This window comes from Pseudomonas sp. LBUM920 (assembly GCF_003852315.1).
Lineage (GTDB): Bacteria > Pseudomonadota > Gammaproteobacteria > Pseudomonadales > Pseudomonadaceae > Aquipseudomonas.
Genome location: NZ_CP027762.1, coordinates 4,787,870 through 4,809,028 on the forward strand (window position 1 = coordinate 4,787,870; position 21,159 = coordinate 4,809,028).

The window sequence follows — 21,159 nt, forward strand, 5'->3', positions numbered from 1 at the left end:
TTGTTTATAAGCGGAGTATTGCTGTGAGCATGCTCCGCTGCTGCTTTATTTTGGGGCACATGCCAGCGCGATACGCATCTTGATAATGGCGCGACTGAACTTGACCGTGGTGTTGGTGCTTTTGCCCGCCGCCACTGTGACCTTGCGATTACGCGGCGATTCCGGGCCGTTGGTGAAGGTTACCGAACACACTGCGTCGTTGGTGCCGTAGTTGTTTAGCCGGATCGAACTGATGTCGCCGTCCACGTCGGACGCGGTGTAGTCCACTTGCACGCCGTCGATCTTTTTCGTGACGTCGATGGGGTAGGCAAATGCGCTCATCGGCAGCAGCGCCAGCAACACACAACAGAATTTTCTCATTCGGCAGTCTCCAATAAGGACCGCCAGCTTAGGACAAGAGGAGCTCATCTTGAAAGCGCCCCGCGTTACCCTCGATCAATGGCGCACGCTGCAAGCCGTGGTCGACCACGGTGGCTTCGCCCAGGCGGCTGAAGCGTTGCACCGTTCGCAGTCTTCGGTGAGTTACACCGTCGCTCGCATGCAAGACCAACTCGGTGTGCCGCTGCTGCGCATCGACGGGCGCAAGGCGGTGCTCACCGACGCCGGTGAAGTGTTGCTGCGCCGCTCGCGGCAACTGGTGAAAAACGCCAGCCAACTGGAAGACCTTGCCCACCACATGGAACAGGGTTGGGAGGCTGAAGTGCGGTTGGTCGTGGACGCCGCCTACCCCAATGCACGCCTGGTGCGCGCCCTCACCGCCTTTATGCCGCAAAGCCGTGGCTGCCGCGTGCGCCTGCGTGAAGAAGTGCTGTCGGGCGTCGAAGAGTTGCTGATGGATGGCATGGCCGACCTGGCGATCAGCGGGTTCATTATCCCCGGCTACCTGGGCACGGAAATGAGCGATGTGGAATTTATCGCCGTGGCCCACCCGGACCATTCGCTGCATCGTTTGAACCGTGAGCTGAGCTTCCAGGACCTGGAAAGCCAGATGCAGGTGGTGATCCGCGACTCCGGCCGCCAGCAACCGCGAGACGTGGGCTGGCTTGGCGCCGAACAGCGCTGGACCGTCGGCAGCCTGCCCACCGCCGCGACATTCGTCAGCAGCGGCCTGGGCTTTGCCTGGCTGCCCCGACACATGATTGAGCGCGAACTCAAGGATGGCCTGCTCAAGCAGCTACCCTTGGAAAAAGGCGGCAGCCGCAACCCGACGTTTTATCTGTACGCGAACAAGGACAAACCCCTGGGCCCAGCCACACAGATCCTCGTGGAATTGCTGCGCACCTTTGACACCGCTCCCCTGGACGCGCCTTACGCCGCTCCCCAGCAAGCCTGAAACGGAGTTCATGCATGGCCTGGTTCGACCATGAAGGCTGCAGCCTGCATTACGAGGAATACGGCCACGGCAGCCCGTTGATCCTGATCCACGGCCTGGGCTCCAGCAGCCAGGACTGGGAACTGCAGATTCCGGTGCTGGCCCGCCATTACCGCCTGATCGTGGTGGATGTGCGCGGCCACGGGCGCTCCGACAAACCTCGCGAGCGCTACAGCATCAAGGGTTTCACCATCGACCTGCTTGCCTTGATCGAACACCTGAACCTGCCGCCTGCTCATGTCGTGGGCCTGTCCATGGGCGGCATGATCGCTTTCCAGTTGGCGGTGGACGAACCTGGCCGGGTCAAGAGCCTGTGTATCGTCAACAGTGCGCCTGAAGTCAAAGTGCGCAGCGCCGATGATTATTGGCAGTGGGCCAAGCGCTGGAGCCTGGCGCGAGTGCTGAGCCTGGCTACCATCGGCAAGGCCCTGGGTGATCGGCTGTTCCCCAAACCGCACCAGGGCGACCTGCGGCGCAAGATGGCCGAACGCTGGGCATAAACGTGCTTATCTCGCCAGTTTCGACGCGATTGTGGGCTGGGGCGTACAGGAACAACTTTCCCGGATCACCTGTCCAACCCTGGTCATCAGCGCCGACCACGACTACACACCCGTGGCGCAAAAAGAAATCTATGTAAAACTGCTGCCCGATGCGCGACTGGTGGTGATCGAGGATTCCCGCCATGCCACGCCTTTGGATCAACCCGAAGTCTTTAACGCTACCTTGCTCGATTTTCTAAAGACAGTCGAAACCACTACCCAGGATCACTGACCCATGTTGAAAAAAATCGCCTTCTTTGCCGGTTCTGTTTTGTTCGCCGCCAACCTGATGGCCGCCGAGCCCGCCAAGGCGCCTCACGTCCTGATCACCACCACCAATGGCGACATTGAAATCGAACTGGACCCGGTCAAGGCGCCGATCAGCACCAAGAACTTCCTGGCCTATGTCGACAAAGGCTTCTACACCAACACGATTTTCCACCGCGTGATCCCGGGCTTCATGGTCCAGGGCGGCGGATTCACCGCGCAGATGTCGCAAAAACCAACTGAAGCACCGATCAAGAACGAAGCCAGCAACGGCCTGCACAACGTACGCGGCACCCTGTCGATGGCCCGCACCAATGACCCGAACTCGGCCACCAGCCAGTTCTTCATCAACGTCGCCGACAATGCTTTCCTCGATCCGGGCCGTGACGCCGGTTACGCCGTGTTCGCCAAAGTGGTCAAAGGCATGGACGTGGTCGATATCATCGTCAACTCGCAGACCACCACCAAGCAGGGCATGCAAAACGTGCCTATCGATCCTGTTCTGATCAAGTCGGCCAAGCGCATCGACTGAGGTCTGCAGGTAGCTCCGCGCATGGCCCACAAGGTCACGCGCGCATTTGAACAGGAGAGCCCGCCAGGCGGGCGTCAACCTAATGCTCTATCGTCGTTTTGAACAACTGATCGATATTTTCCGCGCTGCCCCCAGCGACGCCCCGCCCGACAAAGTCCTGCCCTTCTACCTCTATTACCTGCGCCAGGTGTGGCCAAGCTTTGCCGCCTTGCTGGTGGTAGGCCTGATCGGTGCGTTGATCGAAGTGGCGTTGTTCAGCTACCTGAGCCGCATTATCGATCTGGCCCAAGGCACACCGCCCGCCAACTTCTTCCAGATTCACAGCGCCGAGCTGATCTGGATGGCCGTGGTCGCCCTGCTGTTGCGCCCGATCTTCAACGGCTTGCATGACTTGCTGGTGCACCAGACCATCAACCCCGGCATGACCAGCCTGATTCGCTGGCAAAACCACAGCTACGTGCTCAAGCAGAGCCTGAATTTCTTTCAAAACGATTTCGCCGGGCGTATCGCCCAGCGCATCATGCAAACCGGCAACTCCTTGCGTGACTCGGCGGTGGCGACGGCTGAGGCCATCTGGCACGTGTCGATCTATGCGATCAGCGCCCTGGTGCTGTTTGCCGAGGCCGACTGGCGGCTGATGATCCCGCTGATCACCTGGATCATCTGCTACAGCCTGGCCTTGCGTTACTTCGTGCCGCGCGTGAAAGAGCGCTCGGTGATCTCCTCTGAAGCGCGCTCCAAACTGATGGGCCGCATCGTCGACGGCTACACCAACATCACCACCTTGAAGCTGTTCGCCCATACGCAGAATGAGCAGGAATACGCCAAGGAAGCGATCATCGAGCAGACCGAAAAAACCCAGCTGGCCGCCCGCGTGCTGACCAGCATGGACGTGACGATTGCCGTCTTGAATGGCCTGCTGATCGTCACCACCACCGGCCTGGCCCTGTGGCTGTGGACCCAGTCGCTGATTTCCGTGGGTGCGATTGCCCTGGCCACCGGCCTGGTGATTCGTATCGTCAACATGTCCGGCTGGATCATGTGGGTGGTCAACGGCATTTTCGAAAACATCGGCATGGTGCAGGACGGGCTGAAAACCATCGCAGCACCGCTGGCGGTCACCGACCGCGAGAATGCCCCGCGCCTGAACGTGCCCCATGGCGAAGTACGCTTTGAGCAGGTGGATTTTCACTACGGCAAAAAGAGCGGGATCATTGGCGGCTTGAACCTGACGATCAAGGCCGGGGAAAAGATCGGCCTGATCGGCCCGTCCGGTGCAGGCAAGTCGACTCTGGTCAACCTGCTGCTGCGCCTGTACGACCTGCAAGGCGGGCGCATCCTGATCGACGGGCAGAACATCGCCGAGGTCGCCCAGGAAAGCCTGCGCGCACAGATCGGCATGATCACCCAGGACACTTCGCTGCTGCACCGCTCGATCCGTGACAACTTGCTGTACGGCAAGCCGGATGCGACCGATGAAGAACTGACGGCCGCCATCCACAAGGCCCGCGCCGATGAATTCATTCCGCTGCTGTCGGACGCCGAAGGGCGTACCGGGCTGGACGCCCATGTGGGTGAGCGCGGGGTCAAACTCTCCGGTGGGCAGCGCCAGCGCATTGCCATTGCGCGGGTGCTGCTCAAGGACGCGCCGATTCTGATCATGGACGAAGCCACCTCGGCGCTGGACTCGGAAGTGGAAGCGGCGATCCAGGAGAGCCTGGAAACCTTGATGCAAGGCAAGACGGTGATAGCGATTGCGCACCGGTTGTCGACCATTGCGCGGATGGACCGGTTGGTGGTGCTGGAGAAAGGGCAAATCGCCGAGACCGGCAGCCATGCTGAATTGCTGGCCCACGGCGGGCTGTATGCCAGGTTGTGGCAGCATCAAACCGGAGGCTTCGTCGGCATCGACTGACCGCTTCCGGGGAAAACACCCTCCAGTCTGTGGGAGCGGGCTTGGTCGCGAAAGCGGTGTAACCGTCGGCCCATACGGTGACTGACACTGCGCCTTCGCGAGCAAGCCCGCTCCCACAGTTGATCGCATTGCATCGCAGCATTGGCCTATCACGCCAGCACCCAAAGGGTTCTGGCGCTTTTTTATGGCCTGGATTTGCCACAAAAGCCTGCTTCAATCAAAGCAGTGCCCAGACGGGCGCTGAAGTAAATCTGCAGGGAGCATCATTGATTTACTGATTGGGTAGAGCGATCTATCAAGGACGTGTTGCATGTCTTTGTTCAAACGTTCAATCACAGAGGGATTGGGTACGTTTTGGCTGGTGTTGGGCGGTTGCGGGAGTGCGGTGTTGGCCGCAGCGTTTCCCGCCGTCGGGATAGGGCTGTTAGGCGTAGCCCTGGCGTTCGGGCTCACGGTGTTGACCATGGCGTTTGCCATCGGGCACATCAGCGGCTGCCATCTCAACCCGGCCGTATCAGTAGGCTTGGTAGTGGGCGGGAGGTTCCCGGCCAGGGAGTTACCGGCTTATATCATCTCGCAGGTTATCGGCGGCACGGTCGCCGCTGCGCTGCTGTACTTCATTGCCAGCGGCAAACCCGGGTTCGATCTGGCATCGGGCCTGGCTTCCAATGGCTACGGCGAGCATTCGCCGGGCAGTTACTCAATGGCAACGGGGTTTGTCTGTGAGCTGGTGATGACGGCGATGTTCGTGCTGATCATCCTTGGCGCCACTGACCGTCGTGCCCCAGCGGGCCTCGCGCCTATCGCCATTGGCCTGGCCTTGACCCTGATCCACTTGATCTCGATCCCCGTGACCAACACCTCGGTCAACCCGGCCCGCAGTACCGGCCCGGCACTGATCGTCGGCGGGTGGGCGCTCCAGCAGTTGTGGATGTTCTGGCTGGCGCCCATTTTCGGTGCGGTGATCGGCGGCGCGACCTATCGATGGCTGGGCGAGGAGGACCCAGCCTGAGGTCAAGGGTTCAGCCCTGCCGATAAGGCAGGGCTGTCCTCGCCTCTTCGGCATACGCCAGAATCCCTACGCGCTCGCGCTCGAGGAAATCTTCCACGGCGTTTTTCAGACCTGGGTGGCGCAGGTAGTGCCACGACCGGGTGATCACCGGTTCAAACCCGCGAATCAATTTGTGCTCGCCTTGGGCGCCGGCGTCGAAGCGCTGCAAACCGTGAGCAATGGCGTAATCCATGCCTTGGTAGAAGCAGGTTTCGAAATGCAGGCGGTCGAATTCCGCCAGGCAGCCCCAATAACGCCCGTAGAAGCTGTCGCCACCGATCAGGCTGAAGGCCATGGCAACCGGGCGTGTGCCCTGTTTAGCCAGCACCACGCGAATCGCTTCGGGCATGCGCTCGGCCAGCAGGCTGAAAAACGCCCGCGTCAGGTACGGCGACTGGCGGCGCACGGCGTAGGTGTTGGCGTAGCAGGCGTAGACAAAATCCCATTGCGCTTCGCTCAACTCATGGCCTTGCAGCCATTCGAACTCGATGCCCTGCCCCGCCACTTGCTCGCGCTCTTTGCGCATTTGTTTGCGCTTGCGTGAGCTCAAGGCGTCGAGGAAATCCTGGAAGTCGCGATAGCCGCGATTTTGCCAATGAAACTGACAGCCCAAACGCTGCAACCAACCTGGATGCTGCGCCAAGGCTTGGTCGGCCAAAGGGTCAGTGAAGTTGATGTGGGCGCTGGAGAGCCCTTCGATTACCAGGTAGCCCGGCAGGCTGTTCAGCAGCTCGAAAGCGTCTTCGGCGCTCCTGGCCAGCAAGCGCGGCCCGCTGACCGGGCTGAACGGCACTGCCGTCAGCAACTTTGGGTAGTAATCAATGCCTGCCCGCTCACACGCATCGGCCCAACCGTGATCAAACACGTATTCGCCGTAGGAATGCCATTTGCGGTAGCTGGGCATTGCCGCCACCAGGCGATCGCCTTCCCAGTGCAGCAAATGCTCAGGTTGCCAGCCCGATTGCGGGCCCAGGCTGGCGCTGTCTTCCAGCGCGCTCAGGAATGCATGCCGTACAAAAGGTTGGGCCTGCGGCACGAGGGCATCCCATACCTGCGGGGCGATTTCGGACAGGGCGTCCAGGCGTTGCAACGGCATCGGCATCCTCACTACTTCAGGGCGTGAAAGCCTGGCGAGTATCGCTTATCGGTGGCTTTCGCACACGCCCAAATGGCACGACAAAGGCCAACTCAAATAGTTCCTTCTTAAATATTTTGTCATCTACATGACATCACTTAGCCACTGTTCCGTCATAAGTGATCGTGATACTGACGCCTGTTTTTAGAGCGCCTGGTTCTAGCAGGCGGCTATTTTCCGTCCGTCATCGGTCGGTTGTGTCCTGGATGGTTTGCCATCCCTCCTCACTTTCGGAGATTGATATGCGTCTTGCTTCCACTAAAACTGCGGCGGCCCTGTGTGGCGGCCTGTTGCTGGCCCTGAGCGTTCCGGCCAGCGCTGCAGTCGACGCTAAATTGCTCGACATGCTCAAGGCCAACGGCCAGATCACCGCTGCGCAGTACACCGAACTGCAGGCGGAATTAGCCAAGGACCAGAAAGAAAAGCAGATCGCACAGCAAGCTCAACAAGAGACCAACGAGCAGATCGCGGCCACCGCGAAAAAAACCAACGACCTGAGTGTGTTCGACCAGAAACTGGCCTGGGCCGCGCGCACTCAGCTCAAGGGTGACGTGCGCTTCCGTCAGGAAACCGTGAAGATCCAGGGCGAATCCAACAACGGCGGGCGTGACAAGGACCGTCAGCGCATCCGTGCCCGCCTGGGCGCCTACACCGAGGTCAACTCGCAGGTCGACACCGGCATTCGCATTGCCACCGGCAGCAGCGACGACGCGCGCTCCACCAACCAGGACCAGGACAACTACTTCGACAAGAAGTCGATCTGGCTGGACCTGGGCTACATCGACTACCACCCGGACCAGATCAAAAACCTGCACGTGATCGGCGGCAAGATGTTGCAGCCGTGGGTCAACATGGGCGACGTGATCTGGGACAGCGACATCAACCCGGAAGGCCTGGCCCTGACCTACAAATACCCACTGGGCAGCAGCGCCGAGTTGTTCGGCAGCATCGGCAACTACAACCTCAAGGACAACGTCGACGGCGACGGCGTGCAATTTCGTCACGACCTGCGCCTGACGTCCGGCCAGTTGGGCACGCGGTTCTCGCTGACTGACAACTTGAAAATGACCCTGGGCGGCAGCGTCTACGCCTACCAGAACGACAAGGACAGCCGTTGCACGACCACCACCACGCCTTGCGCATTGGCGGTCAACGGCAACTCGGCCGACAACCAGTTCCGCCTGTACGAAGGCTTCGCCCAGGCCGACATCGGCGGCCTGGCAGTGCCGTTGGCGTTCTATGGCCAGTACGTGAAAAACAACGACGCGGTGACCGATCAGGACACTGCCTGGTTGATCGGTGCCAAGTCCAAAGTGTTCGGCTTGAACCTGGACTACAACTACCGCGATATCCAGCGTAACGCCGTGGTGGGTGCCTTCACCGACTCGGACTTCGCCAACGGCACCACCGGCTCACGCGGCCACAAGATGAAGGTCAGCTACGACATCGACAAGAACTTCGCCCTCGGCGCCACGTACTTCCTGACCAAGGCGGACTACGCCAGCCGCACGCAGCGTGATGCCAACACCAACACCCTGCAGTTGGATGCTGAAGCCAAGTTCTAATGGGTGTGCAATAAACCTTGGGCCAGGACGGCCCGAGGTCGTTTCAACAGCCTTGCGTGGGTGGGTCGCCCCTCATCATCCGTTCGCCCCACCCACGCGAGTCTGCATTGTTCGCGCTTTTACTGATCTTTCAGCCGCTCGGCTACCAGCCGGTCAGCCAATGCATCCACGTCCTTTACCGGTTCTTCCGGCATGATTTTCAAAGTCGCCTGCATCAGGCGCATCTGACGGATAAATCGCCGGCAGTTAGGGCAAAACATCAAGTGATGACGCACCAGCAAACGTTCGCGAAAGGTCAATTGCCCATCGAGGTAGTCACTGGAACGTGCCACTTGTTCTTTGCAGGTCAACATTCGCCCGTTTCCTCAAAATGCTCCACCGTGGCGAAGACTTTAAGCCGTGCCCGATGCAACAGCACACGGACATTGGAGAGCGAGAGCGTCAGAAGATTACAAATCTCTTCCAACTCCAGGCCTTGGCGCTCACGCAGCACCAGCACGCTGCTTTGCAGCTCCGACAAACTCAGCAACGTATGCTCCAGGCACTTGCGCAACTCATCCTCGGTCAGCAACGCTTCCGGGGTGTCCTGGTGCCAGGCGTACGGGGCCACGGCCCAGTGGCCATCGTCGGGGACGAAGCGATCGTCACCGATGGTGCCGTGAGGTGAGGACAAATCGTCGAGCAACACTTCCCGGCGATTTTGTTTATAGCGGCCCTTGGCGGAGTTGGCGGTGATGGTCAGCAGCCAGGTCTTGAGGCTGGAACGCCCTTCGAACCTGGCCAGGTTGCGCACCACCGACAACCACGCGTCCTGCACCACTTCGTCGGCGTGGCGCTGGCCAACAATGGCATAGGCCACTGCCCGCATGGCGCTCTGGTAGGTGGTGACCAATTCCTTGTAGGCCCGCTGCTCGCCCTTGAGCAGCCGTTCCAGCAGGTGCGCGTCGTCGGCTGCTGCCATCGTTTACCTCAATCCTGCTGTGGAAATCCGATACCGGTGGGAGCTGGCTTGCCTGCGATAGCGGCGGTGGCTCCACTATCGTCATCGCAGGCAAGCCAGCTCCCACATTAAATCTGGCCAAATCCAAAGATTAGCGTTTGCGCAGGATCACGCTGCCGATCGAGTAACCTGCACCGAACGAACTGAGCACCGCCACGGCTCCTTTTGGCAAGTCGTCCTGGTAGGTGTGAAACGCGATCACCGAACCTGCCGAACTGGTGTTGGCGTAGGTGTCGAGAATCACCGGCGCTTCTTCCACCGAGGCTTCGCGGCCCAGCAGTTTTTTCACGATCAGGTGGTTCATGCTCAGGTTGGCCTGGTGCAGCCAGAAACGCTTCACATCGGCCACATTCAGCTGGTTTTCGTCCAGATGCACGCCGATCAGTTCCGCCACCATTGGGCAGACATCACGGAAGACCTTGCGACCTTCCTGTACGAACAGCTTGTCCGGCGCGCCGATGCCTTCTTCCGCCGTGCGGTTGAGGAAGCCGAAGTTGTTGCGGATGTTGTTGGAAAACTTGGTCAGCAGTTTGGTGCTCACCACATCGAACTGGTGCTCGGAAGTCGCCAGGTCGGCGCGCTCGAGAATCACGGCCGTGGCCGCATCCCCGAAGATGAAGTGGCTGTCACGGTCACGGAAATTCAGGTGGCCGGTGCAGACTTCCGGGTTGACCATCAGGATCGCCCGCGCCTGGCCCACCTGGATGCTGTTGGCGGCGTTCTGGATACCAAAGGTCGCCGACGAGCACGCCACGTTCATGTCGAAACCGAAACCCTCGATACCCAGCGCTTCCTGGACTTCGATGGCGATGGCCGGGTAGGCGCGCTGCAGGTTGGAGCAGGCCACGATCACGCCGTCGATGTCGGCGGCAGTCTTGCCCGCGCGCTGCAGGGCCTGTTCGGCCGCGCCAACGGCCATCTGGCACAGCACCGACCACTCGTCATTGCTGCGCTCGGGCAAACGCGGGGCCATGCGCTGCGGGTCGAGAATACCGTCCTTGTCCATGACAAAACGGCTCTTGATGCCCGATGCTTTCTCGATAAAGGCTGCGCTGGACTCAGTCAGTGCCTGGACCTCGCCGCGCTCGATGGCGGCGGCGTTGTCAGTGTTGAACTGCTGAACATAGGCATTGAAAGACTGCACCAGCTCTTCGTTGGAGATGCTGTTGGCCGGGGTGTACAGGCCAGTGCCGCTGATGACGACGTTATGCACGGTCGTTCCTCTAAATCTGTCAGGCAGAAGATATTGGTACCGTCGTACCAAACTTTAAGTCGTTCGATTCCGTCCAGCGGGCATCAAACTGGCAACGCTTTATTCCATTGCGCCGCGGCTGCACACCAGCCCATCACGACGATCCCGGCATTTATGACCGCGAAGTTTGCCACAACCTCGGGGATTTGGCGCCATTTCCGGATAAACCCCATGCTGACCGTGGGAGCTGGCCTGCCTGCGATGCAGACACCGCGGTGTATCAGTCAAATCACTGGGATGCCATCGCAGGCAAGCCAGCTCCCACAACCTCGCTAACCGAGAGGGCTTCAGGCCTCCACCTGGCTCCATTGCTTGCTCAAACGCTTATCGGAAATCGGCACTTTGGTGCCCAACTGCTGGGCAAACAACGACACGCGATATTCCTCCAACCACCAGCGATACAGCTCCAGCTGAGGGTCGCGCTTGCCTTCCTGGGCGTGTTTGTTCAGGCGGTTCTGGTAGTGCGCCCACAGGCCGCTCAGCTCAGTGCTCCACACTCGGTCCTTTTGCACCTGGCTGGGCAGTTTCTCCAGGCGCAGCTCAATGGCCTTAAGGAAACGTGGCAGTTCCTTGAACCACTGCGCCGGGGTTTCCCGCACAAAACCTGGGTACACCAGATGGCTCAGCTGCTGCTTGATGTCATTCAAGGCCACCGCCTGGGCCAGGTCGATCTTGCCCTTGAAGCGCTTTTGCAATCCATGCCACAGCTTCAGCACTTCCAGCGTCAGGCGGGCCAGGCGCTCGGCGTGCTCGGTCCAGCTGCCGCGCTTGCGTTCAGCCAGGGCCGCCAAACCTGCACCGTCACGCGGCAAGCTGGCTTCGCCTTCCAGTACGCAGGTGTCGAGGCTGGCCAACAGAATGTCTTCCACCAGTGCATCGACGCGCCCCAGTTCGCGGTACATCAGGCCCAATTCGGTCAGGCCGGGCAATTTGCCGCGCAGGAATTTCGCCGGCTCGGCCAATTGCTGCAGCAGCAGGCGCTGCAACGCGCGACGATGCTGGAACTCTGCCTCGGCGGCCGTCGAGAACCGCCCTTCCTTGACCGTGCCATTTTCTTCGACCAACGCCGGGTAGACCGTCATCGACAGCCCCGCGATCTTTTGCTGGGTCTTCTCGGCCACCGCCGCAAACACCTTGGCTTGCACCGGTTGCTGGCTTTTGGCGGTTTGCGGCACGGCCAACGCGGCCTGGCTGGCCTCGGCAAAACGCGCGGTCAGCTCGGCCAGGTCGCGCCCTTCGCCGAGGAACTTGCCTTGGCCGTCGACCACTTCCAGGTTCATCTTCAGGTGGTTTTCCACCTGCTGCGCCGCCTCGGCCCAGGCTTCATCGCTGACCCGTGCGCCGGTCATGCGCAGCAGTTCGCGCCCCAGCGCCTGGGGCAGCGAGCCCTGGCCAAATTCGATGCGTTGCAGCGCCGCCTTGACGAAATCCGGCACCGGTACAAAGTTTTTGCGCAGCGCCTTGGGCAGGTTGCGCACCAGGGCAATGCACTTGGCTTCGATCACCCCCGGCACCAGCCATTCCAGGCGCTCCGGCGGCAATGCCGGCAGCAGTGGCGCCGGTACGCGCAGGGTCACACCGTCGCGGGGGTGGTTGGGTTCGAAGTGATAACTCAGCGCCAACTCCAGATCGCCCAGGTGCAAGGTGTCCGGATAATGCAGGGCCGTGACTTCACTGGCCTCGCGGGCCAGCACGTCTTCTTCGCGCATGATCAGCAGTTGGGGGTCTTTCTGGCTGTTGACCTTGTACCAGCTGTCGAACGTCGCGGTCTGGTGGATCTCCGCCGGCAAGCGCGCATCGTAGAAGGCGTACAGGGTTTCTTCGTCCGCCAGGATGTCGCGACGGCGCGCCTTGGCCTCCAGTTCGTCGAGCTGCTCCAGCAGTTGCTGGTTGGCCGCCAGGCACTTGGCCCGCGACTGAATCTCGCCGCGCACCAGGCCTTCGCGGATAAACAGCTCGCGCGACACCACCGGGTCAATCGGCCCGTAATGCACCGGCCGGCGCCCAACCACAATCAGCCCGAACAGCGTGATTTGCTCAAACGCCACCACTTGGCCGCGCTTCTTCTCCCAATGCGGCTCGAAGTGGTTTTTCTTGATCAGGTGCCCGGCCAGCGGCTCGATCCAGTCGGCATCGATCTTTGCCACCATGCGCGCGTACAGCTTGGTGGTTTCTACCAGTTCGGCGGTCATCAGCCATTGCGGGCGCTTCTTTCCGATGCCCGAGGACGGGTGAATCCAGAAGCGCCGCTGACGCGCGCCGAGGTAATCGCCGTCTTCGGTCTTCTGGCCGATCTGGCTCAACAGGCCAGACAACACAGCCTTGTGCAGCTTGGCAAAGTCCGCCGGCTCTTTATTGACGGTCAACTGCATGTCGCGACAGATCAGGCTGAGCTGGCGATGGGAATCGCGCCACTCGCGCAGGCGCAGGTAATTCAAGAAGTTCTTGCGGCACCAGTTGCGCAACGGGCTGGCGGTCAGCGCCTGGCGCTGCTCCTCAAAACCGCGCCACAGGTTTACCAACCCGGCAAAGTCAGAATCGGCATCCTTCCACTGTGCGTGGGCTTGGTCGGCCGCTTGCTGACGCTCTGGCGGGCGTTCACGCGGGTCCTGGATCGACATGGCACTGGCGACGATCAGCACTTCCTGCAAACTGCCGAGCTTGGCGGCTTCGAGCAGCATGCGGCCCATGCGCGGGTCCACTGGCAGGCGCGCCAGTTGGCGGCCCAGCGGCGTGAGCTGGCTGTTGCGGTCGACCGCCGAGAGCTCTTGCAGCAGGTTGAAACCGTCGCTGATGGCCTTGCCGTCCGGCGGCTCGATAAACGGGAAATCGGTGATTTCGCCGAGGCGCAGGTGCAGCATCTGCAGGATTACGGCGGCAAGGTTGGTGCGCAGGATTTCCGGGTCGGTGAATTCCGGGCGGCCGATAAAATCCTCTTCGCTGTACAAGCGGATGCAAATACCGGGCTCGACCCGACCGCAACGGCCTTTACGCTGGTTGGCGCTGGCCTGGGAAATTGCCTCGATCGGCAGGCGTTGCACCTTGGCGCGGTAGCTGTAACGGCTGATGCGCGCGGTGCCGCTGTCGATCACATACCGAATGCCAGGCACGGTCAACGAGGTTTCCGCGACGTTGGTCGCCAGCACCACACGGCGGCCCGGGTGGGATTGGAAAATGCGCTGTTGTTCAGCCGGTGACAGGCGCGCATACAGCGGCAGAATTTCGGTGTGCTTGAGCTGGGCCTTGCGCAGCATCTCGGCGGCGTCACGAATCTCGCGCTCGCCCGGCAAGAACACCAGCACATCGCCAGGGCTGCGCCGCTCGCTGCGTTCATGGGCGGCGATTTCATCCAGGGTAGCGAGGATCGCCTGGTCGACGGTCAAGTCGTCCTCGACGCGGTTGCCCTCCTCGTCCTGCTCCAGGGTCAGCGGGCGATACCAGGTGTCCACCGGGAAGGTACGGCCCGAGACCTCGACAATCGGTGCATCGTCGAAGTGCTTGGAAAAACGCTCCAGGTCGATGGTCGCCGAGGTGATGATGACTTTCAGGTCGGGGCGACGCGGCAACAGGGTTTTCAGGTAGCCGAGCAGGAAGTCGATGTTCAGGCTGCGTTCGTGGGCTTCGTCGACGATGATCGTGTCGTAGCGTTCCAGGTAGCGGTCGTTCTGGGTTTCCGCCAGCAGGATGCCGTCGGTCATCAACTTGATCAGGGTGTTGGAGTCACTCTGGTCTTCGAAACGCACCTGATAGCCGACCAGCGCGCCCAACGGCGTGGCCAGTTCTTCGGCGACGCGGCTGGCGACGCTGCGCGCGGCGATTCGGCGCGGTTGGGTGTGGCCGATCAGGCCGTACTGGCCACGGCCGATCTCCAGGCAGATTTTCGGCAGTTGGGTGGTTTTACCCGAGCCGGTTTCACCGGCGATGATCAACACCTGATGCTTTTGCAGCGCCTCTTTGATCTCGTCGCGCTTGGCGGCAATCGGCAGGCTGTCGTCGTAGCGAATCACCGGCAGGCTGGCACGCCGCGCCGTGACCTGTGCGCAGGACGCCTGCATGCGCGTGACCCACTGCGCCAGCTTGTCCTCGTCGGGCTTCTTGCGCAGCTCGAGCAACTGGCGCCGCAAGCGGTGGCGGTCGGCGAGCATGGCGTGATCGAGGTTTTTGAGCAGTTGGTCGATAGCGGGCGCTTGGTCAGTCATCAGGTACTTTGAAGGTCGTCATTTATGCACGGCCGGCAAGTGTGGCAGAAAAGCCGCTATCAGCGTCAAGCTTCAAGCGGCAAGTAGACGCAAAACCGCTTACCCGTGGCTTGCCGCTTGAGGCTTACAGCTGCTCTTTTCTACGGTACGGGAACACATCGATGACCTTGCCGGCGCGAATCGCTTCCTGAAGACCTTTCCAGTAGTCGGCGTTGTACAGCTCGCCGTGCAGCTCGTCGAACAGCTTGCGCTGGCCGGCGTCGGCAAACAGGAACGGCGGGAATTCTTCGGGGAACACATCCAGCGGACCAATGGAGTACCAGGGCTCCGAGGCCATTTCGTCCTCGGGCGTGCGCGGTGCCGGGATGTGGCGAAAGTTGGCTTCGGTGAGAAAGCAGATTTCGTCGTAGTCATAGAACACCACGCGACCGTGGCGGGTGACGCCGAAGTTTTTCAGCAGCATGTCGCCGGGAAAGATGTTCGCCGCCGCCAGTTGCTTGATGGCCAGGCCGTAGTCTTCCAGCGCTTCGCGCACTTGGGCGTCGTTGGCGTTGTCGAGGTAGAGGTTGAGTGGGGTCATGCGCCGCTCGGTCCAGCAGTGGCGGATCAACACGGTGTCGCCTTCGACTTCCACGGTGCCCGCAGCGACCTCCAACAGCTCGGCCAGGCATTCAGGCTCGAACTTGCTCAAGGGGAAACGGAAATCCGCGAACTCCTGGGTGTCGGCCATGCGCCCCACGCGGTCGACGCTTTTTACCAGACGGTACTTCTCGATGACGGTGGCGCGATTGACGTTTTTCGACGGTGAAAAGCGGTCCTTGATGATCTTGAACACCGTGTTGAAGCCCGGCAGTGTGAACACGCTCATGACCATGCCGCGCACGCCGGGCGCCATGATAAAGCGGTCATCGGTGGTGGCCAGGTGGTTGATCAGCGCGCGGTAGAACTCCGACTTGCCGTGTTTGTAGAAACCGATTGAGGTGTACAGCTCGGCGATGTGCTTGCCGGGCAGAATGCGTTTGAGAAACCCGATGAATTCCGCTGGCACCGGTACGTCGACCATGAAATACGAGCGCGTGAACGAGAAGATGATCGACACGTCGGCTTCGTCCGTGATCAGCGCGTCGATCTGAATGCCGCGCCCTTCGCGGTGCAGCAGCGGAATCACCAACGGCCATTGTTCGTCACGGGTGTAGATGCGTCCTACGAGGTAGGCGCCTTTATTGCGGTAGAGCACCGAGGAAAACAGCTCAACATTGAGGTCCGGATCTTTGCACACCCAGTCCGGCAGGTTTTCGCGCAATTGCGCTTCGAGCCGGCGCAGGTCGGTCGCAAGGTCTGCGTAGGGTTCGCTGAACGCGTAATCGGCGAAGACCTGCGCCAGCATCGCCGTCAGGTCGCCCGCCGGCTGATAAACGCGGGTTTGCGCCGCACGCGCACGGCGCAGGCTCGGCCGCGTGGTGTGGATGAACATGCAGGCATCGCTGATCAGGTCGTGACTGAACAGGCTGCAGAAGATCGAGTTGTACCAGGTCTCGGACAATTCATCGTCAAAGCGCAGGTCGATCAGGCCGATGTAGGCACGCTTCACCAGCGGCCACGCGTCCACTTCCAGCAGCGTGGCCTCGTCGAACTGGGCACGCAGGCGCGCCGTTACTTCAGCAACTTTCTCTTCGTACAAGTTGATCCGCGCCGCCGAAGCCGCCTGCCCTTGCTGCCACTGGGCCTTCTCGAAACGTTCACGGGCGCCGTCAGTGATCTGGCGGAAGTGCTCACGGTAATCGTCGAAGCCATCGAGGATCATGCGGGCGATGGCAAGCGCGGACTGCGGCATACGGGAAACCTCGAACGGGCGTCTGGAAGCCCTGAGCTTAGCCAGTGAACGGGGGCACGAGAAGGATGATTTTTTGGGTCACGCTGTACAACTGTCGACACATTGTAGGATTTTTTCAAATTTCATAATTCGACCGTATGGTCAGTAAACGCAGCCAAAGGCGCCAGCACCTTTGGCTACAGGCCTGCAATGCCGCGGCTTGCCGCCTGCCAGGGTAGACAGCAGCGCGCTTGCGCTTCACACCTTATGTAACCGAATTGATACACCGTAAGGGAAACCCTGATTACCTCCTTAGTGGCACTTTGATATATAGCGCGCCCTCTCCCAGCCTAACAAGGTCTGAAGACCGATCCGGGAACAGGTTCTAATCGCCTAAGGAGCATTGAGATGTCATTGAGGAACATGAGGATCGGATTGCGCGCCAGTCTGAGTTTTGCGCTGTTGGCCGGTTTGCTGGTGATTGTCGGCCTGTTTGGCCTGGGCCAGATGGCGAAGCTGCGAGAAAGCGCGCTGGTCATCGAAGAGTCATGGATGCCGAGCATCGAGAATATCCACGACAGCGCGGCCTATGTGGCCAGTATCCGCTTGGAGGCCTTGCGCCTGGCGACCACCGACGAATCGCGGATTCGCGACAACAGCAAAAGCCTGATCACCCGCCAGAGCACTGAGCTGCAAACGCTGCTGACCCATCACGAAACCCTGACCAGCGGCGACGAAGAAGCCGCTCTGCTGAAAAAACTCAAAGCCGATGTGGCGACCTATCTCAGCATCGTCGGGCAGATGGTGGCCCTGGTGGACAAGGATCAACAGCAAGATGCCATCGACCTGCTGACCAGCCGCCTGGCACCCCAAGGTACGGTCCTCAACAAGAGCCTGGAGGACATGATCACCTTCAATCAGAAAGGCGTCGAAGACGCGGCCAATGCTGCCGCGCAGATGTATGCCAGCGCGCAGTGGGTGGTCGGCCTGATCATCGTGTGCGCGTTGATCGCCACCTTATTGCTCGCCTGGCTGCTGACCCGCAGTATCACCGCCCCCCTCGGCCAGGCCCTGGGCGTGGCACGCACCATCGCCGGCGGCGATTTGAGCCAGCCTGTGGTGGTGAAAGGCACCGACGAACCGGCGCAATTGCTGACGGCCCTGGCCACCATGCAGGACCAGTTGCGAACCACGATCCATGGCATCAGCGAATCGGCGCAGCAACTGGCCTCCGCCGCCGAGGAAATGAGCTCGGTGATGGAACAGAGCACCCGTGGCCTGCAGGCGCAAAACGATGAAATTGAACAGGCTGCGACCGCCGTCAACGAGATGAGCGCGGCCGTGGACGAAGTGGCGGGCAACGCGGTGTCCAGCGCCGAAGCGTCCAAGGCCTCCGATGAAGACAGCAAGCACGGCCACTACCAGATCAGCGAAACCATCAGCTCGATCCAGAACCTGGTGGACGAAGTGCTTGGCGCTTCGAACAAAGCCGAAGGCCTGGCCGTGCAAGCTCAAGACATCAGCAAAGTGCTCGAAGTGATCCGCGGCATCGCCGGGCAAACCAACCTGCTGGCGCTCAATGCCGCCATCGAGGCAGCGCGCGCAGGCGAAGCCGGCCGAGGCTTTGCGGTAGTGGCCGATGAGGTGCGCTCGCTGGCGCAACGCACCCAGGATTCAACCGAGGAAATCGAACAGATGATCACCGGTATCCAGCAAGGTACCCAGGACACCGTCGACGCCCTCAACAGCAGCGCCGAACACGCCGGCCAGACCCTGCAACGCGCCAACAGCGCCGGCAGCGCGCTGGAAAAAATCACCGCGGCCATCTCGCAGATCAGCGAGCGCAACCTGGTGATTGCCAGCGCCGCTGAGCAGCAGGCACTGGTGGCCCGTGACGTCGACCGCAGCCTGGTGAACATTCGCGACCTGTCCACCCAAACCGCCGCCGGCGCCACCCAGACCTCAGCCGCCAGCCAGGAACTGTCGCGCCTGGCCGTGGACCTCAACGGCATGGTGACGCGGTTTGTCCTGTAATTAGCCATTGTATCGGCCAGGCCTCTAGGCAACACTCGCCGCCTTATTGAGGTAGGAGTGTTCCGTGAGACCTGTCGACACCCTGTATTTGCTGGGACTGGCTGCCATCTGGGGCGCGAGTTTCCTGTTCATGCGCATCATCGCGCCGGAAATCGGCACCGTGCCGACCGCATTTTTTCGCGTGTCGATTGCCGCCGCCGGCTTGCTGATGATACTCACAGCGATGCGCGTCAACTGGGACTTCCAGGGCAAGTTCAAGACCGTGCTGCTGCTGGGCGTGATCAACTCCGGCATCCCCGCGACCATGTACTCGGTGGCCGCGCAGGTGCTGCCGGCCGGCTACTCGGCGATCTTCAACGCCACCACGCCACTGATGGGCGTGTTGATTGGCGGGTTGTTCTTCAGTGAACGCCTGACGCCGTCGAAAATCGCCGGCGTCAGCCTGGGCCTGCTCGGCGTGGCCGTGCTGACGCGCGCCGGGCCGGTGGCGTTTGACCTGGAATTATTGATGGGGGCGCTGGCCTGCCTGTTAGCCACCACCTGCTACGGCTTCGCCGGGTTCCTCGCACGGCGTTGGCTGGACCAACGCGGCGGCCTGGACAGCCGACTCGCCGCGCTGGGCAGCATGCTCGGCGCCACCCTGTTTTTGCTGCCGTTTTTTGCCTACAGCGCGATCAGCCATCCACCTGCGAGCTGGGGTGGCTGGCAGGTTTGGTCATCACTGCTAGGTCTGGGCCTTGTGTGCACGGCGTTTGCCTACATTCTGTACTTCCGCCTGCTGTCCTCCATCGGGCCGGTGAAGTCGATGACCGTGACCTTCATGATTCCGCCGTTTGGGGTGTTGTGGGGCGCGTTGTTGCTGGATGAGCCGCTGTCGATGGCGCATGTGTATGGCGGGGTGTTGATTGGGGGGGCGTTGTGGTTGGTGTTGCGGGTGGGGAGCGCTAAGTAACTCATGGGATCACTGCAAGCTTCGAAGGCAATGCGCCCTTAAGGATATGAAAAGATATGCGTGGTAAAGGATTCCACTTAAAGGCGGTCGCGTATGGGACACTCAAAAGAACTTAAAATTAAGTGAGTGGTAATTCCTTTCTGATACCCGCCATTGATGGCATGCGAACATGCACGCGAATACTTTCTACTGCGCAACGCCTACTTTGCCACTGGCTGATTATAACAAGCGTGCGCCATTCGTGTGAACACTTGCGCCGCGAGAGTGCATACTCATCTGCATTTAATGAGACGCTCAATCCAGCGGATGCAGGAAAACCATCAATCGCATAAGTTTGGCCAGCATATAGCAATTCAAAACAGGGAATGAAACTTCAAGCGCAAGCGCCGGACATACCATTCAAACAAAAGTGCCTTTGCTCACCCTTGTTCATTATAGCCCTAGACAGTAGCTTTTATTACTGAAAGCAAATTACTTAGTACCCATCAACTGCTAAGCACTCGGAAACCGGGATCACTCTAGTGCTTTTTCCTTAATTTGATTTGCAACTGGCATCATGATCTTTACAGTTATTATCGCACGCTTCAACAGTTAACACAGCTCACACATCGACCCACATGATTATAAACACCTATCCCACTACCTACTATTACCACAGCCCTAACAGCAATAGATCGGGCTATGGCTTAGAATCGATAACCGCTAGCTTGTATTTTATACACACGACCATTCTCGCCATCACATCTAAGCGTGTCTTCGCCATTCAACACCAGCCTCTTGTAGGATCCATCGCCTTAATCTTTCGCTAGACGGAGCTAGTATCCAACAGCCAATAACCGGCGTAGGCATGGCGTGCCAACTGGCTACATCTGCTCAGCAGCTAACTACCACTTTGCTCAAAGTGTCGTGGGGCGATTTGGGATGGGATTCGATCTCGGCAAAGTGTTTGCGCGGCGATGCTCGTCGTATCCGAAATATTCGTTGCGGGCTTCATATGCCGTGAATATACGAGAGCAGTTGCGCCTGCCGACGAATGCCGATTTTGGCAACCAAGTTTTATGTGCTTCCGCTGCGCAGTGGCCGCGAGAGTAGTTGAGACTCATCACGACGGGTAGCGCCCCGAATTGGTTCGCTACCAGGACCAATCAATACTAATCAGCTCGCTTTAGAAACAACAATTTAGACAGTATAAAAGTCATAGGCACCGTAATGGCTATAGCGACTAATGGAGCGAGACGATCATCAAAGCCGAGTTGCTCTACCCAGACCCAAAGAATCAACAGACTTACAACATATTGCGCCAAGTAAATCAGCGGAAACAACAGAATAGATTTGATACCGTTATGACTTTTGAAAACAAAAAATCGATTTAGAATATACGCAAGTAAAATACCGCTAATGTACGCTATCGTATAACTTATTTTGTAAGGCACCACGTTCAAAAGAAGCAAATAAACTCCATATGTCAGGGCGGTATTGAAACCACCCGACACGAGGAATCTAGCAAAATCTTTTTTAAAGATTTTATCTAAA

Annotated in this window: 15 protein-coding genes and 1 pseudogene; 8 read left to right on the top strand and 8 right to left on the bottom strand. The window is 59.7% G+C overall.

Translation table 11 applies throughout. The features are described 5' to 3' along the window. Window positions 1-45: 45 nt before the first annotated feature. Entirely contained in the window at window positions 46-360 is a 315-nt protein-coding gene (locus tag C4J83_RS22130) for a 3-phosphoglycerate kinase (RefSeq protein ID WP_106576382.1), read from the bottom strand. A 49-nt stretch (window positions 361-409) separates the two neighbouring features. On the opposite strand from C4J83_RS22130, the gene C4J83_RS22135 reads away from it, so the two are divergent. From C4J83_RS22135 to aqpZ, 5 genes and pseudogenes are all read left to right on the top strand, one after another. Further along, the gene (locus tag C4J83_RS22135) at window positions 410-1,333 is read left to right on the top strand and encodes a PA3225 family LysR-type transcriptional regulator (RefSeq protein WP_106576381.1); all 924 of its coding nucleotides are present in this window, start codon (window positions 410-412) and stop codon (window positions 1,331-1,333) included. Window positions 1,334-1,347: 14 nt separating this feature from the next. Further along, window positions 1,348-2,143: pseudogene (locus tag C4J83_RS22140) on the top strand (alpha/beta fold hydrolase). 3 nt (window positions 2,144-2,146) lie between these two features. After that, on the top strand, window positions 2,147-2,710 hold the full coding sequence (locus C4J83_RS22145) for a peptidylprolyl isomerase (RefSeq protein ID WP_106576379.1): 564 nt from the start codon (window positions 2,147-2,149) through the stop codon (window positions 2,708-2,710). 82 nt (window positions 2,711-2,792) lie between these two features. After that, window positions 2,793-4,625: an ABC transporter ATP-binding protein gene (locus C4J83_RS22150; RefSeq protein WP_124418203.1), complete on the top strand. Its 1,833-nt coding sequence runs from the start codon at window positions 2,793-2,795 to the stop codon at window positions 4,623-4,625. 310 nt (window positions 4,626-4,935) lie between these two features. Continuing rightward, entirely contained in the window at window positions 4,936-5,637 is a 702-nt protein-coding gene (gene aqpZ, locus C4J83_RS22155) for an aquaporin Z (RefSeq protein WP_124418204.1), read from the top strand. A 10-nt stretch (window positions 5,638-5,647) separates the two neighbouring features. On the opposite strand, the gene C4J83_RS22160 is transcribed toward aqpZ, so the two are convergent. Then, window positions 5,648-6,772 (bottom strand): GNAT family N-acetyltransferase, encoded by a 1,125-nt coding sequence (locus C4J83_RS22160; RefSeq protein WP_124418205.1) that lies wholly within the window; start codon window positions 6,770-6,772, stop codon window positions 5,648-5,650. A gap of 281 nt (window positions 6,773-7,053) precedes the next feature. Here C4J83_RS22160 and C4J83_RS22165 point away from each other — a divergent pair, with 281 nt between their 5' ends. Then, on the top strand, window positions 7,054-8,376 hold the full coding sequence (locus tag C4J83_RS22165; RefSeq protein WP_106576375.1) for a putative porin: 1,323 nt from the start codon (window positions 7,054-7,056) through the stop codon (window positions 8,374-8,376). A 119-nt stretch (window positions 8,377-8,495) separates the two neighbouring features. On the opposite strand, the gene C4J83_RS22170 is transcribed toward C4J83_RS22165, so the two are convergent. The 5 genes from C4J83_RS22170 to aceK form a co-directional block, all read right to left on the bottom strand. After that, window positions 8,496-8,729 carry an anti-sigma factor family protein gene (locus C4J83_RS22170; RefSeq protein WP_106576374.1) on the bottom strand — a complete coding sequence of 78 codons (234 nt, stop codon included), beginning with the start codon at window positions 8,727-8,729 and terminating at the stop codon, window positions 8,496-8,498. Beyond that, a complete protein-coding gene (locus C4J83_RS22175) occupies window positions 8,723-9,337 on the bottom strand; it encodes an RNA polymerase sigma factor (protein WP_124418206.1) in 615 nt (204 codons plus the stop codon). Before C4J83_RS22175 ends, C4J83_RS22170 begins: the two co-directional genes overlap by 7 nt. 130 nt (window positions 9,338-9,467) lie before the next feature. Then, a complete protein-coding gene (locus tag C4J83_RS22180) occupies window positions 9,468-10,589 on the bottom strand; it encodes a beta-ketoacyl-ACP synthase III (RefSeq protein WP_124418207.1) in 1,122 nt (373 codons plus the stop codon). A gap of 326 nt (window positions 10,590-10,915) precedes the next feature. After that, complete coding sequence (gene hrpA, locus C4J83_RS22185) at window positions 10,916-14,827, bottom strand: ATP-dependent RNA helicase HrpA (RefSeq protein WP_124418208.1); 3,912 nt, start codon at window positions 14,825-14,827, stop codon at window positions 10,916-10,918. Window positions 14,828-14,951: 124 nt separating this feature from the next. Next, window positions 14,952-16,661, bottom strand: a complete 1,710-nt coding sequence (aceK, locus tag C4J83_RS22190; RefSeq protein WP_106576370.1) for a bifunctional isocitrate dehydrogenase kinase/phosphatase — start codon at window positions 16,659-16,661, stop codon at window positions 14,952-14,954. Window positions 16,662-17,063: 402 nt separating this feature from the next. Here aceK and C4J83_RS22195 point away from each other — a divergent pair, with 402 nt between their 5' ends. Together C4J83_RS22195 and C4J83_RS22200 are read left to right on the top strand one after the other, a co-directional pair. Further along, entirely contained in the window at window positions 17,064-18,674 is a 1,611-nt protein-coding gene (locus C4J83_RS22195) for a methyl-accepting chemotaxis protein (protein WP_372239337.1), read from the top strand. A 64-nt stretch (window positions 18,675-18,738) separates the two neighbouring features. Then, window positions 18,739-19,626, top strand: a complete 888-nt coding sequence (locus C4J83_RS22200; protein WP_124418210.1) for a DMT family transporter — start codon at window positions 18,739-18,741, stop codon at window positions 19,624-19,626. Between the two features lie 1,151 nt (window positions 19,627-20,777). Here the strand turns inward: C4J83_RS22200 and C4J83_RS22205 are convergent. Beyond that, window positions 20,778-21,119 carry a GtrA family protein gene (locus tag C4J83_RS22205; RefSeq protein WP_106576712.1) on the bottom strand — a complete coding sequence of 114 codons (342 nt, stop codon included), beginning with the start codon at window positions 21,117-21,119 and terminating at the stop codon, window positions 20,778-20,780. Between the last annotated feature and the right edge of the window lie 40 nt (window positions 21,120-21,159).

Coding starts and splice junctions, on each gene's coding strand:
- hrpA (WP_124418208.1), bottom strand. CDS start 14,827: ATGACTGACCAAGCGCCCGCTATCGACCAACTGCTCAAAAACCTCGAT.
- C4J83_RS22170 (WP_106576374.1), bottom strand. CDS start 8,729: ATGTTGACCTGCAAAGAACAAGTGGCACGTTCCAGTGACTACCTCGAT.
- aqpZ (WP_124418204.1), top strand. CDS start 4,936: ATGTCTTTGTTCAAACGTTCAATCACAGAGGGATTGGGTACGTTTTGG.
- aceK (WP_106576370.1), bottom strand. CDS start 16,661: ATGCCGCAGTCCGCGCTTGCCATCGCCCGCATGATCCTCGATGGCTTC.
- C4J83_RS22160 (WP_124418205.1), bottom strand. CDS start 6,772: ATGCCGTTGCAACGCCTGGACGCCCTGTCCGAAATCGCCCCGCAGGTA.
- C4J83_RS22195 (WP_372239337.1), top strand. CDS start 17,064: ATGAGGATCGGATTGCGCGCCAGTCTGAGTTTTGCGCTGTTGGCCGGT.
- C4J83_RS22150 (WP_124418203.1), top strand. CDS start 2,793: ATGCTCTATCGTCGTTTTGAACAACTGATCGATATTTTCCGCGCTGCC.
- C4J83_RS22175 (WP_124418206.1), bottom strand. CDS start 9,337: ATGGCAGCAGCCGACGACGCGCACCTGCTGGAACGGCTGCTCAAGGGC.
- C4J83_RS22130 (WP_106576382.1), bottom strand. CDS start 360: ATGAGAAAATTCTGTTGTGTGTTGCTGGCGCTGCTGCCGATGAGCGCA.
- C4J83_RS22165 (WP_106576375.1), top strand. CDS start 7,054: ATGCGTCTTGCTTCCACTAAAACTGCGGCGGCCCTGTGTGGCGGCCTG.
- C4J83_RS22145 (WP_106576379.1), top strand. CDS start 2,147: ATGTTGAAAAAAATCGCCTTCTTTGCCGGTTCTGTTTTGTTCGCCGCC.